General features: G+C 67.0%; 14 protein-coding genes and 1 pseudogene. 9 read left to right on the top strand and 6 right to left on the bottom strand.

Annotated features, from left to right (window positions below):
• The first annotated feature begins 264 nt into the window (after window positions 1–264).
• Together RNZ50_18155 and RNZ50_18150 are read left to right on the top strand one after the other, a co-directional pair.
• Complete coding sequence (locus RNZ50_18155) at window positions 265–576, top strand: ETC complex I subunit (GenBank protein MDT8856920.1); 312 nt, start codon at window positions 265–267, stop codon at window positions 574–576.
• Window positions 576–1,043 carry a GNAT family N-acetyltransferase gene (locus RNZ50_18150; protein MDT8856919.1) on the top strand — a complete coding sequence of 156 codons (468 nt, stop codon included), beginning with the start codon at window positions 576–578 and terminating at the stop codon, window positions 1,041–1,043. The genes RNZ50_18155 and RNZ50_18150 overlap by 1 nt, the downstream gene beginning before the upstream one ends.
• Before the next feature lie 46 nt (window positions 1,044–1,089).
• On the opposite strand, the gene RNZ50_18145 is transcribed toward RNZ50_18150, so the two are convergent.
• The 3 genes from RNZ50_18145 to trpA form a co-directional block, all read right to left on the bottom strand.
• Window positions 1,090–1,404 (bottom strand): hypothetical protein, encoded by a 315-nt coding sequence (locus RNZ50_18145; GenBank protein MDT8856918.1) that lies wholly within the window; start codon window positions 1,402–1,404, stop codon window positions 1,090–1,092.
• A 172-nt stretch (window positions 1,405–1,576) separates the two neighbouring features.
• Window positions 1,577–2,740 (bottom strand): alpha-hydroxy acid oxidase, encoded by a 1,164-nt coding sequence (locus tag RNZ50_18140; GenBank protein MDT8856917.1) that lies wholly within the window; start codon window positions 2,738–2,740, stop codon window positions 1,577–1,579.
• Between the two features lie 92 nt (window positions 2,741–2,832).
• Entirely contained in the window at window positions 2,833–3,624 is a 792-nt protein-coding gene (gene trpA, locus RNZ50_18135; GenBank protein MDT8856916.1) for a tryptophan synthase subunit alpha, read from the bottom strand.
• A 214-nt stretch (window positions 3,625–3,838) separates the two neighbouring features.
• Here trpA and ychF point away from each other — a divergent pair, with 214 nt between their 5' ends.
• Window positions 3,839–4,936, top strand: coding sequence for a redox-regulated ATPase YchF (ychF, locus tag RNZ50_18130; GenBank protein MDT8856915.1), 1,098 nt, complete (start codon window positions 3,839–3,841; stop codon window positions 4,934–4,936).
• Window positions 4,937–5,032: 96 nt separating this feature from the next.
• Here ychF and RNZ50_18125 read toward each other — a convergent pair whose 3' ends face one another.
• The 3 genes from RNZ50_18125 to RNZ50_18115 form a co-directional block, all read right to left on the bottom strand.
• Complete coding sequence (locus RNZ50_18125) at window positions 5,033–5,929, bottom strand: dihydrodipicolinate synthase family protein (GenBank protein ID MDT8856914.1); 897 nt, start codon at window positions 5,927–5,929, stop codon at window positions 5,033–5,035.
• A gap of 70 nt (window positions 5,930–5,999) precedes the next feature.
• Window positions 6,000–6,494, bottom strand: a complete 495-nt coding sequence (locus RNZ50_18120; protein ID MDT8856913.1) for a DMT family transporter — start codon at window positions 6,492–6,494, stop codon at window positions 6,000–6,002.
• On the bottom strand, window positions 6,407–6,835 hold the full coding sequence (locus tag RNZ50_18115; GenBank protein ID MDT8856912.1) for a DMT family transporter: 429 nt from the start codon (window positions 6,833–6,835) through the stop codon (window positions 6,407–6,409). Before RNZ50_18115 ends, RNZ50_18120 begins: the two co-directional genes overlap by 88 nt.
• A gap of 245 nt (window positions 6,836–7,080) precedes the next feature.
• On the opposite strand from RNZ50_18115, the pseudogene RNZ50_18110 reads away from it, so the two are divergent.
• The 6 genes and pseudogenes from RNZ50_18110 to RNZ50_18085 all read left to right on the top strand — a co-directional run bounded on the left by RNZ50_18110 (window position 7,081) and on the right by RNZ50_18085 (window position 16,420).
• A pseudogene (locus tag RNZ50_18110) lies at window positions 7,081–8,055 on the top strand (nitronate monooxygenase family protein).
• A gap of 7 nt (window positions 8,056–8,062) precedes the next feature.
• Window positions 8,063–9,265, top strand: coding sequence for an ABC transporter substrate-binding protein (locus tag RNZ50_18105; protein ID MDT8856911.1), 1,203 nt, complete (start codon window positions 8,063–8,065; stop codon window positions 9,263–9,265).
• A 138-nt stretch (window positions 9,266–9,403) separates the two neighbouring features.
• The gene (locus tag RNZ50_18100) at window positions 9,404–10,498 is read left to right on the top strand and encodes an ABC transporter ATP-binding protein (GenBank protein ID MDT8856910.1); all 1,095 of its coding nucleotides are present in this window, start codon (window positions 9,404–9,406) and stop codon (window positions 10,496–10,498) included.
• Window positions 10,499–10,501: 3 nt separating this feature from the next.
• A complete protein-coding gene (locus RNZ50_18095; GenBank protein ID MDT8856909.1) occupies window positions 10,502–13,417 on the top strand; it encodes an acyl-CoA dehydrogenase family protein in 2,916 nt (971 codons plus the stop codon).
• A 36-nt stretch (window positions 13,418–13,453) separates the two neighbouring features.
• Window positions 13,454–14,125: a TetR/AcrR family transcriptional regulator gene (locus RNZ50_18090; protein ID MDT8856908.1), complete on the top strand. Its 672-nt coding sequence runs from the start codon at window positions 13,454–13,456 to the stop codon at window positions 14,123–14,125.
• Window positions 14,126–14,188: 63 nt separating this feature from the next.
• Entirely contained in the window at window positions 14,189–16,420 is a 2,232-nt protein-coding gene (locus tag RNZ50_18085) for an acetate--CoA ligase family protein (GenBank protein ID MDT8856907.1), read from the top strand.
• Window positions 16,421–16,456: the final 36 nt, after the last annotated feature.

Genomic DNA, 16,456 nt, shown 5'->3' with positions numbered 1-16,456 from the left:
AAGCCTTTGTTCACGACGTTGAAGGCCAGGTTACGGAATGTGATTCAATTTTAACGAAAATGGGATATTCCGGCGCCGCTTTCGGTTGTCTTCCGGTGGGGGTTTTGGCAATCTGTGCTTGCAAGCAGCACAACCGCTGTCGGCTGGTTGCACCACACACCCCACCCACACTCCCAGTGGCCAGCCGACAGCAACTTTACCCGGAAAGCCTTGCGTCAAGGCCGGTTCTTCGGAATAAGGGGTCAGTCCTGCAAGGAGGCTTCCATGCGCGCCCGCATCTATCAACCCGCAAAAACCGCGATGCAATCCGGCACGGCCAAGGCCCGCGGCTGGGTGCTGGAATTCGCGCCCGAAACGGCGCGCGAGGTCGATCCGCTGATGGGCTGGACCTCGTCGGGCGACATGTCCTCGCAGGTGAAGCTGCGGTTCGAGACGTGCCAGGCCGCGCAGGATTATGCGCGCCACCATGGCATCGACTATGACGTGCAGGAACCCCATGTCCGCAAGCCGATCGTCCGGCCCGGTGGCTATGGCGAAAACTTCGCGACCAACCGCAAGGGCGTGTGGACGCACTGATGATCGTCATCCGGCGTGACGATCCGCTGGCCGCCGATGTGCTGCCGCTGCTGGAACGGCATGTGGCGCTGATGTGGGCCGCCTCGCCCGCCGAAAGCGTGCATGTGCTGGACCCGAAGGCGCTGGCGGTGCCGGGGATCGCCTTTTTCACGCTGCGCGAGGGTGACGCCGTGCTGGGCATGGGCGCGCTGAGCCGGATCGACGACGGCCATGCCGAGATCAAGTCGATGCATGTGGTGGAACAGGCGCGGGGCCGGGGGCTGGCGCGGCTGCTGCTGGACCATCTGATGGATCAGGCGCGGGCGCTGGGCTATGCGCGCCTCAGCCTCGAAACCGGGGTCGAGCCGGTCTTCGCCCCGGCGCGTGCGCTTTATGCCGCGGCGGGCTTTGCGACCTGCGCGCCGTTCGAGGGCTACGCGCCCGACCCCAACAGCCATTTCATGACGCGGCCGCTTCAGACCACCTGATCCCGAAGCGGTCAGCCCGGGGCGGTGTGCCCTGCCCGGAAGCGCATCAGGGGGTTGTGGTGCCTTCGCTGCTGTCGCGCCGTTGAACCTCTTCGCTCTTGGTCTGGTCTTCTTCCAGCCTGTCGCGAACGCCGGTCCCGGCCTTGGAAAGAACCGCGGCCAGTTGCGTCAACTCCTTCCGTCCCGCCGGAGACAACAGCAGATCGGGGGGCATCTCGTGGCTGGCGGCCAGGGCCTCGGTCATCTCGTCAAGGTCCAGGGGCGCATCGAACAGCCTGTCCCCGCCGAAGGAGAAGCCGGAGATCCGGATTTTGCCTTCCGGCGTGATGTGCCCGATGATGTGCCAGTCGATGTTCGCCATGTCCGTCCGCTTCCGTTTAGGGTGCCGTCAATACCGGATTCCCGACGTCAGGGTATGCCCGATGGTGCGGAAGGCAACAACATCCATCAGTCCCGATCCGCGCGGATCGCCCGCAGGCGCGCCTGATCAGGCCCGGAGCCGTCGGCCCTGCGCCGGGCATGGGACCACGGTTTCAGACCCAGTCGCCCTCGAACCCGCGCGGCACCAGCAGGTTTTCGCGCCGCAGGGCCTTCACGTTCTTTTCGCCGCACAGCGCCATCGAGGTGTCAAGTTCCTTGGCGATGATCTCCAGCGCCCGCGTCACCCCGGCCTCGCCCATCGCGCCCAGCCCGTGGATGTAGGCCCGCCCGATCCATGTGGCATGTGCCCCCAGCGCCAGCGCCTTCAGCACGTCCTGCCCCGAGCGGATGCCGCTGTCCATGTGAACCTCGATCCGGTCGCCCACCGCCGCGACGATCGACGACAGCATCCGGATCGACGACACCGCCCCGTCGAGCTGCCGCCCGCCGTGGTTCGACACCACGATGGCATCCGCGCCGAAATCCGCCGCCAGCCGGGCGTCGTCGGCATCCAGAATGCCCTTGAGGATCAGCTTGCCGCCCCACTGGTCGCGGATGCGGGCGATCTTGCCCCAGTCAAGCTGCGGGTCGAACTGTTCCGCCGTCCAGCTCATCAGCGACGAGGTGTCGCCAACCCCCTTGGCGTGGCCCACGATGTTGCCGAACGACCGCCGCTGGGTGCCCAGCATCTCCAGCCCCCAGCGCCACTTGGTCGCAAGGTCCAGCATCACCGGCAGCGTCAGCTTCGGCGGGGCCGAAAGGCCGTTCTTCAGATCCTTGTGGCGCTGGCCGAGGATCTGCAGATCAAGCGTCAGCACCAGTGCCGAACAGCCGGCCTTCTTCGCCCGCTCGATGATGGCATCGACGAAATCCTCGTCGGTCATCACGTAAAGCTGGAACCAGAAGGGCGCGGTGGTGGCCGCCGCCACATCCTCGATCGAGCAGATGCTCATGGTGGAAAGCGTGAAGGGCACCCCGAACTTTTCCGCCGCCCGCGCCGCCTTGATCTCGCCATCGGCCGACTGCATCCCCGTCAGCCCCACCGGGGCCAGCGCCACCGGCATCGCCACCGGCTGCCCGATCATGGTCGAGGCGATGGAGCGCCCCGCCATGTCGACCGCCACCTTCTGGCGCAGCCGCAGTTGCGCGAAGTCGGTGGTGTTGTCGCGGAAGGTCTGCTCGGTGTAGCTGCCGCTTTCGGCGTAGTCGTAGAACATCTTCGGCACCCGCCTGCGGTGCAGGCGCTTCAGATCCTCGATGCAGGTGATGGTGGCCATGCGACCCTCGCGGCTGAACGGATTTGGCGGAACTGGTCAGGTTTGTTTACCAATCGGGCCGCACAAGTCAATCCTGCCCGTGGCCGACCGGTTCAGACCGAATGCGCCCCCGCCGCCAGCGCCGCCACATTTGCCAGCACCTCGGCCACCGGCTTGCCCGCGCCGATGTCCTTGACGATGGCCGACCCCACGACGCAGCCATCCGCGATGCCCGCAATTCCCGCCGCAGCCTCGGGCGTGGTGATGCCGAAGCCCACGATCACCGGCAGGTCGGTCGAGGCCTTGATCCGCGCCACTTCCGGCGCCACGTCGGAAGGCTGCGGTGCCGCCGCCCCGGTGATTCCGGTGATCGAGACATAGTAGAGGAAGCCCGAGGTGTTCTGGAGCACCCTTGGCAACCGTTTCGCATCGGTGGTCGGCGTCGCCAGCCGGATGAAGTTCAGCCCCGCCGCCTGCGCGGGCAGGCACAGCTCGGCGTCCTCCTCGGGCGGCAGGTCGACCACGATCAGCCCGTCGATCCCCACGGCCTTCGCGTCGGCCAGAAACCGGTCCACCCCGCGGGCGTAGATCGGGTTGTAATAGCCCATCAGCACGATCGGCGTCACCGCGTCCTGCACCCGGAAGGCCGCCACCATGTCGAGCGTCTTTTGCAGCGTCTGCCCGCCTTCCAGCGCGCGCTGGCCGGCAAGCTGGATGGTCGCGCCATCGGCCATCGGGTCGGTGAAGGGCATCCCCAGTTCGATGATATCCACCCCCGCCCCCGGCAGGCCGCGCATCACCGCCAGCGAGGTGTCGAGATCGGTGTCGCCCGCCATGATGTAGGCAACGAACGCCTTCTTGCCCTCGGCGCGCAGCCGCGCGAACGTGTCGTCAATTCTGGTCATCTTCCCCGCCCGTTCCTGATCGGCCCACCTTGCCGCGGTCGCCGCCGTGTCGTCAGGGTGTGCGACAGCGGCGCGGGAAAATCAATGGGCGGCGCTGGACCGGGGGGCTCCGTCATGCCGCAGTCTTCGCCGGGGCGGGGAAGGCCCGCGCTTGCCACCGGGCGGGCGGGTGCCTATGAAGCGCGCAGGACACGGGCGCGGAAAGGATGGCGACATGGGCTTTCGGATGGGGATTGTCGGGCTGCCGAACGTCGGCAAGTCGACGCTGTTCAACGCGCTGACCCGCACCGCCGCCGCGCAGGCCGCGAACTTTCCCTTCTGCACGATCGAGCCGAACGTGGGCGAGGTTGCCGTGCCCGACGCCCGGCTGGAGAAGCTGGCGGCGATTGCGGGCTCGAAACAGATCATCCCGACCCGGATGACCTTCGTCGATATCGCGGGCCTCGTGCGCGGCGCCTCGAAGGGCGAAGGCTTGGGCAACCAGTTTCTCGCCAACATCCGCGAATGCGATGCCATTGCCCATGTCCTGCGCTGTTTCGAGGACGGCGACATCACCCATGTCGAGGGCCGGATCGACCCGGTGGCCGATGCCGAGACGATCGAGACCGAACTGATGCTGGCCGATCTGGAAAGCATCGAGCGGCGGCTGGCCAACCTTGCCCGCAAGATCAAGGGCGGCGACAAGGATGCGGCCGATCAGGATCGCCTGCTGCGGCAGGCCCTGACCGCGCTGGAGGCGGGGCGGCCCGCCCGCAGCGTGAAGGTCGCGGCCGACGATTTGCGGAACTGGCGGCTCTTGCAATTGCTGACCTCGAAGCCGGTGCTGTTCGTGTGCAACGTCGAGGAAGCCTGCGCCGCGTCGGGCAACAGCCAGTCAGACCGGGTGGCCGGGATGGCTGCGACGCAGGGGGCGGCTTCGGTGGTGATCTCGGCCCGGATCGAGGAGGAGATCAGCCAGCTTGCCGCCGACGAGGCCGCGATGTTTCTGGAAGAGATGGGGCTGCACGAGGCCGGGCTCGACCGGCTGATCCGGGCGGGGTATCAACTGCTGGGATTGCAGACCTATTTCACGGTCGGGCCGAAGGAAGCGCGGGCCTGGACGATCACGAAGGGCACGCTCGCGCCGCAGGCGGCGGGGGTGATTCACGGCGACTTCGAGAAGGGGTTCATCCGGTCGGAAACCATCGCCTTCGACGACTACATCGCCGGAAACGGCGAGGCCGGGGCCAAGGAGGCGGGCAAGTTCCGCGTCGAGGGCAAGACTTACGAGGTCAAGGACGGCGACGTGCTGCACTTCCTGTTCAGCGGCTAGGATTTCACGCGTGAAAATCGCTGCAAGTCTTTGATTATACTATAATTTATGAATCCTATTAACCGGATCTGAAGACTTTCGGCCGGGGTGCGGGCGTCAGGCGGGGCTGTCGAGGCTTTCCAGCGCGGCCGCAACGCGCGCCATGTCCGGCGGCGACAGCGGCAGAACCGGAAGCGGCGGCGCGGCGTCGCAGAGTGCCAGCAGCGATGCCGCGGCATAGACCACGCGCAGGCTGCCGAACTCGCGGAACAGGGCCCAGAGCGGCTGGAACTGCCGGTCGATCCGGGCGGTTTCGGCGGCGTCGCCCGCTTGCGCCGCCCGGGCAAGGCGCAGGGCGGGCACCGGCAGCAGGCCGCCGACCACGCTGAACCAGCAGTCGGCACCGTCGAGCAGCGCCCGGGCACAGCCCCAGTCGCCGCTGTAGCCGATCAGGAAGCCGTCGGGCAGGCAGGCGCGCAGGCGCGACAGGTCGGCGGCGCAATCGCCATCGGCGGGCAGCGGCATCTTCACGGCCGTGACGCCGGGAAGCGCCGCCAGCCGTTCCAGCAACGCCGCACCGAAGGTGAAATGCGTCGTGGAAGGGTTGTTGTAGATGCAGAGCGGCAGGCCGGTGGCGGCAGCGACGGTGCGGATGTGCCGGAAAACCTCGTCATCGGTCAGGGGGGTGTAGGACACCGGGGCCAGCAGCAGGCCGTCGGCCCCGGCCCGTGCCGCGTCGCGGGCCAGAGCCTCGGCCTCGTCGGTGCGCAGGGCGCCGACGCCGACGATCAGGGGAACGCTGCCGCCAAGACATTCGGCGGCCGCCGCGACCGCCCGCTGCCGCTCTGCCCGGGTCAGGTAGGCATAGATGCCGGTGCTGCCCAGCAGGCCGACCGAATCGACCCCGGCCGCACCGATCCGTGCAAGCAGGCGGCCAAGCGCGTCGGTCGCGACCCGCCCCTGCGGATCGGCGGGGGTGAGCGGGAAGGCGGACAGCCCGGCGAACAGCGTCATCTGCGATTCCTGTGTGCGGTGTGCCCGCCATGACGGCATGAAACCGGGGGGATGGCAAGGCGCCGGGGCGTCAGTCGGCGGCGCGCCTGCGCGTGGACAGGAAGTGGAAGGCGCTGCTGGTGGCGATCACCACCGCGCCGACCACGGTCCAGACACCGGGAAGGGTGCCCCACACCAGCCACGTCACGGCCATCGACCAGATCAGGCCGGAATAGCTGAAGGGCGCGAGGTCGGAGGCCGAGGCCGAACGGTAGGCCAGCGCGCCCAGCCCGATGCCGAGACTGGAACACAGCGCCGCCCCGCCGAACAGCCAGAGATCGGCGGGATCGACCGGGCTCCAGCTGCGCAGGGTCAGCGGCGCGACAAGCAGGGCCGAAAAGGCCGCGCCGTAGAAGCTGACGGTCCACAGGCTGTCTTGCAGCGGAATCCAGCGGGCGGTCAGCGAATTGGCGGCATAGAGGACGGCGGCGCCCAGGATCAGCAGCGAGGCGGGCTGAAAGGTGTGCCCGCGCCGGGCTGGATGGCGATGATCACGCCGGCAAAGCTGACCAGGACGGCGGCCCATTTCCTGCGGTCCACGCTTTCGTTGAAGAACAGCACCGAGCCTGCGGTGGTGAGGCAGGGGGCGGCAAAGACGATCACCGCCGCCTCGGCCACGGTCAGGAATTCGAGGCCGCGGATGTAGAGCCAGGCCGCCAGCAGGCCGATGGCGCCGCGCAGGGCGTGAAACGGCACACGCGAGGACCAGCGGACCCGCCCGCCCCCGATCAGGACCGCCAGGGCCGCGAGCATCGGCAGCGCCAGAAGGCTGCGCACCAGGATGATCGCCGTCACGTCGTAATCGACGATCAGGAACTTGGTGATCGTGTCGTTCAGGGTGAAGCAGAGCGCGGCAAGGCAGATCATCGCGATGGCGCGCAGGGTGCGGGAGGAGGAAGCATCGCAGGGCCCCCGTGATCGGCCAAAGTGGGGGCAGCTTGCCCCCAGGGCGGGTCCGGGCGCCTGTCGGTTCGGCATATTGGACAAAAGATTGAACGTCCAGTCGAAGTTTTCCGGGCGGTCAATCAAATAGGTTGGACGGACAACCTATTTTGTTTACAGGCCCGAAGACGGGCATTGTGCAGGAGTGGAGAACCGGAGGCGGGGTGGGCATGAAGACGCGCGTGACCGAGCTTCTGGGCATCCGATACCCGATCGTGCAGGGCGGAATGCAATGGGTGGGGCGGGCGGAACTTGCCTCGGCCGTGTCGAACGCAGGGGGGCTTGGCGTGCTGACCGCGCTGACCCAGCCCGACCCTGACGCGCTGCGCGCCGAGATCCTGCACTGCCGCAGGATGACCGACAGGCCGTTCGGCGTGAACATCACCATCCTGCCAGCGACGACTCCGCCGCCCTATGACGCCTATCTGGAGGCGGCGCTGGATTGCGGTGTCGGGGTGATCGAGACGGCGGGCCGCAGCCCGAAGTAGTTCATTGCCCGGGCCCATGCGGGGGGGGCGATCATCGTGCACAAATGCACATCGGTGCGCCATGCGCTGTCAGCGGAACGGGCCGGGGTGGACGCGATCTCGATCGACGGGTTCGAGGCGGCGGGGCATCCGGGCGAGGACGATGTCGGCGGGCTGGTGCTGTTTCCCCCCGCGGCAAAAGCCGTGCAGGTGCCGCTGATTGCCTCGGGCGGGATCGGGTCGGGGCGGGGGATGGCGGCGGCGCTGATGCTGGGCGCCGAGGGCGTGAACAGGGGCACTCGGTTCTGCGCCACGCAGGAGGCGCCGATTCACGACGCGATAAAGCGCGCGCTTATCGGTGCGTCAGAGCGCGATACCAGCCTGATCTTCCGCACGCTGCGCAATACCGGGCGGGTGCTGAGGAACCAGGTTTCCGATGAGGTTGTCAGCATCGAGACCCGCCCGGGCGGCTGCGGTTTTGCCGACATCCAGCCGCTGGTGGCGGGGGCGCGGGGGCGGGCGGCCCTGACGGACGGCGACGTGAACGGCGGCCTGATCTGGGCCATCCAGGTGGTGGGCCTGATCGACGACATTCCGACCTGCGCCGAACTGGTGGCGCGCATCGTGGCCGAGTGCCGCGAGGCGATGCTGGAGGGCATCAGGGCGTTCGACGGCTGAAACGGCGGTGTCGTTGCGGTCGGTGCCACGGGCTGCGGGAGGAGCGCGCGGCACGGGGTGGAGCGACGAGGCGGCGCGGGCTGGCCGGTGCCGTGACCGGCCGAACGGACTCGACGGCCGACCAAGGACTGCCAGCATTGGAGTCAGGCGCATCCCGGGCGCCAAAGGGAGAGGGAAACATGAAACTTCACGCGATCTTCGCGGCAACGGTCTGTGCTGCGGGTTTGCCCGCCGGGGCAGAGGAAACCGTCAGCTATGCATCTTACGGCGGCGCCTACCAGGAGGGGGTGCGCAAGGCCATTCTGGACCATCTGCCCGCCGACAAGGGCATGACGGTGGTCGATTACGTGCTGTCGGGCGGCATCCGCGACGTTCGGACCAAGGTCAAGGCGAATGCAACGACCTTGACGTGGTCGCGCTCTACGGCGGCTACTGCGACACGGCGGCGAAAGAGGGGCTGCTGGAACCGATCGACTATTCCAGGGTGCCCAACGCCTCGGGCATACCGGAAAACCTGCGCAACGAAAACTGGGTCGGCTTTACCGCCTATTCGACGGTTCTGGCCTACGATACCGATGTCTATGGCGACAACCCGCCGCAGAACTGGGCCGATTTCTTTGATGTCGAGAAGTTTCCCGGCACCCGCGCCATCGGCGGCGGATACCCTTCGACCAACCTCGAGATCGGGCTGATGGCCGACGGGGTGCCGAAGGACCAGATCTATCCGCTCGACATGGACCGCGCGCTGAAGAAGTGGGAAGGGTTCAAGCCCGACATCACGGTCAGCTGGGCGACCGGGGCGCAGGCGACGCAGCTTGCCACCGCGCAGGAGGTCGACATGCTGACGATCTGGGCCGCGCGGATCGAGGCGGCGATCAAGGAGGGCGCGCCCTACGCCTACACCCTGAACGACGCGGTGCTGGATGTGGAATGTCTGGTGGTGCCCAAGGGGGCGCCCAACCCCGAGGGGGCGATGCGGCTGATCAACCATCTGCTTGACCCGGTGTATCAGGCGAACCTGCCCGATTTCATCCCCTACGGGCCGATGAACCAGGACGCCTTCAGGCTTGGCCTGATCTCGCCCGAGAAGGCTGCGCGGGTGGTGACCAGCACCGAGAACGTTGCCAAGCAGCTGATCACCGACATGCCCTACTGGGCCGAGCATGTCACGGAAGCCCAGACCAGTTGGGACGCGGTGATGTTGCAGTAGGGCGCGGCTGATGCGTCGGGTGTCCGGCCTCAGCCGGGCACCCGTCCGCTTCGCCCCCTGGCGGGGCGCTGCCGGCCGGGCCGGCCGCCGCCAGCCTGTCTTTCCATGTTGCACCATGTGCCGTTGCGGGATGTGCCGATGCCACACCATCAGACCACGGCCTGGCCCGTCCAGGTTCAATCACTCTCCAAGCATTTCGGGGCGGTCCGGGCCGTGGAGGACGTGTCTTTCGACATCCGGTCGGGAGAGTTCCTGACGCTGCTTGGCCCCTCGGGGTCGGGCAAGACGACGCTGCTGATGATGATTGCCGGGTTCAGCCGGCCGACCGCCGGGTCGATCCGGATTGCCGATCAGGAGATCGTGCATCTGCCGCCGCACAAGCGCAACATCGGCATGGTGTTCCAGAATTACGCGCTGTTTCCGCACATGACGGTGGGGGAAAACATCGCCTACCCGCTGCGGCTGCGCAAGGTTGGCCGGTCCGACATCGAGGACCGCATCCGCGCCGTGCTGGATATGGTGCAGCTGTCGGGCTATGCCGGGCGGCGGATCAACGAGCTGTCCGGCGGCCAGCGCCAGCGCATCGCGCTTGCCCGCGCCATCGTGTTCGAGCCGCGCGTCCTGCTGATGGACGAGCCGCTGTCGGCGCTGGACAAGCACCTGCGCGAGACCATGCAGATCGAGATCCGCACGCTGCACGACCGGCTGGGAATGACGACGATCTCTGTCACGCACGACCAGCGCGAGGCACTGACGATGTCTGACCGGATCGCGGTGTTTTCCAGCGGCAGGCTGGCGCAGATCGGCACGCCGTCGGATCTGTATGAAAAGCCGGAAAGCCGGTTCATTGCCGAATTCATCGGGGAATCGACCTTCCTGCCGCTGCATCGCGTGGCGGGCGGGCTGGCGTATGGCGATCAGGTGATCCGGCTGGCGCAGGACACGCCACGGGCGGCGGGCGGCATGTTGCTGATGCTGCGGCCCGAGCTTCTGCGGCTGTGCACCGAGGCGGACCCGCAGAACCCCGGCGCGAACCGGTTCCGCGGCCGGGTGCAGAGCGTGGTGTTCCAGGGCGAAAGCCTGCTGTTCGAGGTGCTGCTGGACGGCGGTCACATGGTGTTCGTGCGGATGGCAAACCGGTCCGAGAACCTGGCGCTGCTGCCGCAGATCGGCCAGCAGGTGGCGCTGCGGCTGGAGCAGGCGGATGCCCGCATCGTTCGGGCGGAGGATTAGGCCATGGCGCAGAATGCCCTGCCTTCCGGCCGCATCAGCGGCGCGGCACTGGAGGAGAACCGGCGCGCGCTGGAACGGGAACAGCGCGGCGAAGGCTGGATGCGGCTGCGGCTGACGCTGCCCGCGCTGCTGGTGGTGGGGGTGCTGATGGTGCTGCCCATCGGGTGGCTGCTGTCGCTGTCGCTGGTGGGGGCGGACGGCGGGTTCGGGCTGGAGAATTACCGGCTGTTCTTTTCCGAGCCGGTCTACATCCAGATGTTCCTGAACACCTTCAGGGTGGCGTTTCTGGTGACGGTGATCTGCCTGATCCTGGGCTATCCGGTGGCCTATCTGCTGGCGATCCTGCCCTCGCCATGGTCTGGCCTGCTGATGCTGGCGGTGCTGGTGCCGTTCTGGACCTCGGGGCTGGTGCGGACCTTTGCCTGGCTGATCATCCTGCAGCGCAACGGCGTGGTGAACAAGTCGCTGATCTGGCTGGGGGTGACCGAAAAGCCGCTGGCGCTGGTGCACAACATGACCGGCATGGTGATCGGGATGGTTCACATCATGGTGCCGTTCCTGATCCTGCCGCTTTACGCCTCGATGAAGGCCATCGACGGCAACCTGATGCGGGCGGGGGCGAACCTCGGGTCATCGCCGGTCCATGCGTTCTTCCGGGTGTTCCTGCCGCTGTCGATGCCGGGGCTGATTGCCGGGACGATCATGGTGTTCGTGATGTGTCTGGGCTTCTACATCACGCCGGCCATACTGGGCGGCGGCAAGACCAAGATGATCGCGCAGCGCATCGAGGAGTCGATCGCGCTTTACCCGACCTGGGGGCCGGCCTCGGCACTGGCGGTGCTGTTGCTGGTGATGACGGGCCATCTGCCTTGCCGCCAGCCTTTACCTTGTCCGCCGCCTGACATCGGGGAGGTAGGCATGGAACCGCATGTGTCGCACCGGGAAAGGCTGTGGCTCTACGTCTTTGTCGGGGTGGTGATCTTTTACCTGCTGGCCCCGGCGCTGATCGTGGTGCCGGTGTCGTTCAGTTCGACCACCTCGCTGTCCTTCCCGCCGCCGGGCTGGTCGCTTCGCTGGTACGAGGCGTTCTTCGGGCAGGAAAAGTGGATCGGCTCGCTGTGGGTGTCGCTGCGGGTGGCGTTCTTCACCATGATCGTGACGACGGTGATCGGGGTTGCCGCGTCCTATGCGCTGCACCAGTCCAGTTTCCGGATGGCCGATGTGATCCGCGCGACGCTGATCTCGCCGCTGGCTGTGCCGACCATCCTGATCGCGGTGGGGATCTTCTTTGTCTATGCGATGCTGGGCGGGATGCTGAACACGCTGCACGGCATCGTGCTGGGCCATGCCGTGGTGGCGATGCCCTTCGTCATGCTGACGATGACGGCGGGGTTCGCCTCTTATGACATGAGCCAGGAAATGGTCGCCCGCAGTCTGGGTGCCACCCGGCTGAAGGCGTTCCTGACGGTCACGCTGCCGCAGGTGCGCTTTTCGGTGGCGACGGCGATGCTGCTGTCGTTCCTCGTGTCGTTCGACGAGCTGATCATTTCGATGATGGTCGCGTCGGGGCCGGTTTCGACGCTGATGCTGCTGGTGACCAGCATCCCGCCGCTGCTGCTGCACGCAGCCTTTCGGACCAGCAGCTTGAGGAAGTCGCCGCAGGCAGGATCTGCGGGCAGACGAGGGACCATGTCGAAGGGCTTGCCGCCGCGAACGAACGGCGCGCGCCCGGTTTCATCGGGGCATGAGGGGGGCGGCATGGATTTCGCGTTGAGTCTCGAACAGCAGGCCCTGGTGGAGGCGCTGGAGGAGTTCTGTCGGCGGGAGCTTTACCCGCACGAGAACATCGTCGAGGAACTGCGCTGCGTTCCCGACGAGATCAGGCAGGAGATCAGGCTGAAGTCGCAGGCTGCGGAGTTCGAGGGCATGAGCCTGCCCGAGGAATGGGGCGGCCCCGGGCTTGACCGGCAAACGCGGATGCAGGCCGAGCGCGTGATGGGCAAGCCATCGTCGCCGCTGGGGCAATGCATGAACCGGGGGGTCACCGGCATCCTGTTCAAGTGCCGCGACGAACAGATCGAGGATTACCTCAAGCCCTCGATCAGCGGCGATCTGAAGAACGCCTTCGCGCTGACCGAACCGGGGGCCGGGTCGGATGCGCGGGCGATCACGACCAGGGCGGTGCGCGACGGCAACGACTGGGTGATCAACGGGGTGAAGCAGTTCATCTCGGCCGCCGACATCGCCGATTTCATCATCCTGATCGCGGTGTCGGGGGTGGACGAGACGGCCAGCGGTCCGCGCAAGCGGTTCACCACCTTCCTGCTTGACAAGGGCCTGCCGGGGCTGCGGGTGGAGCCGATGAAGTCGATCGTCACGCGGGGCTACAACCCCACCATGGTGTATCTCGACAACGTGCGGGTGCCCGGCAGCAAGATACTGGGCGAAGAGGGTCAGGGTTTCGCCACCGCGAACGAATGGCTTTATGACGGCCGCGTTTCGCTGTCGGCCCATTGCGTCGGGCGGGCCGAACGGATTTTCGACATGACCAAGGAATGGGCGGGCACCCGCAAGGCCTTCGGCAGGACCATCGGCGAGTTTCAGGGCGTGGGATTCCGCATTGCCAACATGGCCGTGGACATCAAGCTGGGCGATCTTATGGTCAAGGAAGCCGCATGGAAGATGGACAATGACCAGATGAACCGGACCGAGGCCTCGATGGCCAATTACTATTGTTCGGAAATGGTGTTCCGCGTGGCCGACCATGCGGTGCAGATTTTCGGCGGCATGGGGCTGATGGAGGATTTTCCGATTCAGCGGTTCTGGCGCGACGCAAGGATCGAGCGGATCTGGGAGGGCACCTCGGAGATTCATCAGGATGTGATCGCCAAGGATCTGCTGCGGCCCTACAGGCAGTAGCGCCGGATGGATCTGCGACCGGCCGGAGAGCGTGACATGAAGCATATTCCCAAGCAGCGGCAGACGGGCGAGGCGCGTAAGACCCAGCTTGTCGTCGCGACGCTGAATTCCATTCGCAAGCACGGCTGGATGAATTCGACGATCAACACGATCAGCGAGGAATCCGGGCTGTCTCGGGGCCTGATCAGCCATTACTTCGACAACAAGGACGACCTGCTGATTGTCGCGCACAAATACTATCTGCAGAACGTCGATGACTTTCACCGCCATGTCGTGCTTTCGACCCGGGGCGGGCATTTTCCGAAGCTGCTTTATTCCGCCTGCGTGCCGTTCCTGCGCGACACCGGATATCAGCGCCTGATGGTGCATTATCTGAGCGCGGCCTGGATCATGCCCGATGTGCTGAACATGCACCGCGACCTGTGGCGGCGCTATCGGGCCAATGTGGAGCGCCGGATATCCTCGATCGCGCGCGAGCGGGGCATGGTGCTGGATACCCGGATCACCGCGATGACGCTGACGCAGCTGGTGGACGGGCTGTGGCTGGGGCTGACCATGGAGGAAGCCTGCACGCGCGAGGAATGCTGCCGGATCGTGCGGCAATGGATGTGCGACCGGTTTCACGAAGACCCGGAGAAATACCCGCTGGTCCCGGATTTCGATCTTGAAACCTACGAGACATCGGCGCCGCTTCCCCGGCCGGAATGACGGCGGGCGGCGCTTCGGTTTGTGGCCATGGCCAGTGCGGATCGTGCAATGAAAGAGAACCAGATGCAAAACCGGGCTATCCCCGTGGCGGGCGCGCGCATCGGCCCGGGCCTGCGGCGCAACTTCGGGCGGCTGCTGGCGCCCGGCCACATGGCCTTCATCGGCGGCACGCAGGTCGAGCGCACCCTGACGACGCTGCGTGCGCAGGGCTATACGGGCGTGGTTCATGCCGTGCATCCCAGGCGCGACGAGATTGCGGGCTATCCCTGCGTGCGCTCGATCGCCGATCTGCCCGCGGCGCCCGACGCCGTGTTCCTGGCGGTCAATGCCGATGCCACCATCGCGGCGCTGGACCCGTTGCGCGCGATGGATGCGGGCGGGGTGGTCTGCGATGCCTCGGGCTTTTCCGAGATCGGCGCGGCGGGGGCTGAGCGCAACCGCGCGTTCATCCGGGCCTCGGGCGGTATGGCGGTGGTGGGGCCGAACTGTTACGGGCTGGTGAACTATGTCACTCATGGCAGCATCTGGCCGGGGCTTTACCCGAAGCTGGAGGGCGGGCGCGGCGCCGCCGTCATTGCGCAAAGCGGCAATGTCACCGCCCATATCGTGGCCAACGGCCGGTCCGTGCCGTTTTCCTACCTGATCAGTGCGGGCAATCAGGCGGTGCTGGGCTTCGAGGATTACATCGACTTTCTGGTTGATGACCCCAACGTCACCTGTCTGGGCCTGTTCATGGAGGGCATCCGCGACGTGGCGGCCTTTGCGCAGGCCTGCCTGCGGGCACGGGGCAAGGGGATGCCGGTGATCGTCTGCCGGTCGGGCCGGTCGGAACTGGGGGCGGCGATGGCGGCAAGCCACACCAGCTCGCTGGCCGGGCGCAACGAGTATTACGAGGCGCTGTTCGACCGGCTGGGCGTGATCACCACGCCGACCGTGCCGGAGTTTCTGGAGATGATGAAGATCGCCTCGCTGTCGCCGCCGCTGGACGGGGCGCGGATCACGGTGTTTTCCAGTTCGGGCGGGGACAACGGGCTGGCGGCCGACTATTGCTCGTTCGCGGGGCTGGAGCTGCCGGAGCCTTCGGCCGCGCAGGTCGGCGCGATCAAGCCGCTGCTGCCGGTGTTCGGCCATGTCTCTAACCCGCTGGACTTCACCGCCGGCTACTGGGGCAGCGAGAAGCTGCTGACGCCGATGTTCACCACGATGCTGTCGGGGGCGTGCGACGCGGGGATGCTGGTGGTGGATTACCCGCCCGCCGGTTCGCCCGTGACGGATACCTCGGCGCATGAGGCGATGGACCGTGCGCTTGCCACGGCGGGCAGGGTGACGGGCAAGCCGGTGTTCCATGCCTCGGTCAATACCGGCGGAATCACCCCCGAGGTCGCCGCGCGGATGATCGCGGCGGGCATCGTGCCGCTGCCGGGCCTGCACGATGCGGCGTCGGTGATCGCGAAATGGGCCGGGCACTGCGCGCGGGTGCGGGCGGACGGGGATGCAGGCGGGGGTGCGGACGGGGGTGCGGGCGGGGGTGCAGGCGGGGGTGCGGACGGGCGTGCGGACGGCGGGGGCGACGGGGGGGCGCCGGGCGGGCTGGTTCCCCATGCCGCGCCGCCGCTGGACGGCACGCCGCGCACGGTGAACGAGGCGGAAGCGAAGGCCCGTCTGGCGGCCTTCGGGCTGACCGTGCCTGCGGGGCGGGTGCTGACCCTGGCCGGGATTGGCGATCTGCCGGAGCGGTTCGACGCGCCGATGGTGCTGAAGGTGCTGCACGACGACCTGCCCCACAAGACCGAGGTGGGGGGCGTCGCGCTGAATCTGGTGGACCGGGCGGGGGCGTTGGCTGCGGCGGCGCGGATGGTGGCGGGTGTTGCCGCCCTGGCCCCGGCGGTCAGGCTGGACTCGTTCCTGCTGGAGCCGATGCAGCCGCCGCCGCTGGCCGAGCTGATCGTGGGGGTCAAGCGCGATGCGCTGTTCGGCATGGTGCTGGTGATCGGGGCCGGGGGCATTCTGGTCGAGGTTCTGAAGGACGCGACACCGCTGCTGCTGCCGGTCGGGCGCGGCGATGTCGAGGCGGCGCTGCGCGGGCTGAAGTGCTTTGCGCTGCTTGACGGGTTCCGGGGGCGGCCACGGGCCGAACTGGGCCCGGTGATCGACGCCGTGATGGCGATTGCCGCCTATGCCGGTGCCAGCCTCGACACGCTGGTCGAACTGGACGTGAACCCGCTGATGGTGACCAGGAACGGCGCGGTTGCGGTGGATGCGCTTATCGTGGAAGTGCCGCTGCCGGGGCGGTAGCGGCGGGACAGGCAGGCCGTGGCGAAAGGAAACCGG

The sequence above is a fragment of the Paracoccaceae bacterium Fryx2 genome (assembly GCA_032334235.1).
GTDB lineage: Bacteria > Pseudomonadota > Alphaproteobacteria > Rhodobacterales > Rhodobacteraceae > JAVSGI01.
Note: the sequence above shows the minus strand (reverse complement) of the source record. Positions and strands in the feature narration are given on the sequence as shown.

Coding starts and splice junctions, on each gene's coding strand:
- RNZ50_18155 (MDT8856920.1), top strand. CDS start 265: ATGCGCGCCCGCATCTATCAACCCGCAAAAACCGCGATGCAATCCGGC.
- RNZ50_18150 (MDT8856919.1), top strand. CDS start 576: ATGATCGTCATCCGGCGTGACGATCCGCTGGCCGCCGATGTGCTGCCG.
- RNZ50_18145 (MDT8856918.1), bottom strand. CDS start 1,404: ATGGCGAACATCGACTGGCACATCATCGGGCACATCACGCCGGAAGGC.
- RNZ50_18140 (MDT8856917.1), bottom strand. CDS start 2,740: ATGGCCACCATCACCTGCATCGAGGATCTGAAGCGCCTGCACCGCAGG.
- trpA (MDT8856916.1), bottom strand. CDS start 3,624: ATGACCAGAATTGACGACACGTTCGCGCGGCTGCGCGCCGAGGGCAAG.
- ychF (MDT8856915.1), top strand. CDS start 3,839: ATGGGCTTTCGGATGGGGATTGTCGGGCTGCCGAACGTCGGCAAGTCG.
- RNZ50_18125 (MDT8856914.1), bottom strand. CDS start 5,929: ATGACGCTGTTCGCCGGGCTGTCCGCCTTCCCGCTCACCCCCGCCGAT.
- RNZ50_18120 (MDT8856913.1), bottom strand. CDS start 6,494: ATGGGCCGCCGTCCTGGTCAGCTTTGCCGGCGTGATCATCGCCATCCA.
- RNZ50_18115 (MDT8856912.1), bottom strand. CDS start 6,835: ATGATCTGCCTTGCCGCGCTCTGCTTCACCCTGAACGACACGATCACC.
- RNZ50_18100 (MDT8856910.1), top strand. CDS start 9,404: ATGCCACACCATCAGACCACGGCCTGGCCCGTCCAGGTTCAATCACTC.
- RNZ50_18095 (MDT8856909.1), top strand. CDS start 10,502: ATGGCGCAGAATGCCCTGCCTTCCGGCCGCATCAGCGGCGCGGCACTG.
- RNZ50_18090 (MDT8856908.1), top strand. CDS start 13,454: ATGAAGCATATTCCCAAGCAGCGGCAGACGGGCGAGGCGCGTAAGACC.
- RNZ50_18085 (MDT8856907.1), top strand. CDS start 14,189: ATGCAAAACCGGGCTATCCCCGTGGCGGGCGCGCGCATCGGCCCGGGC.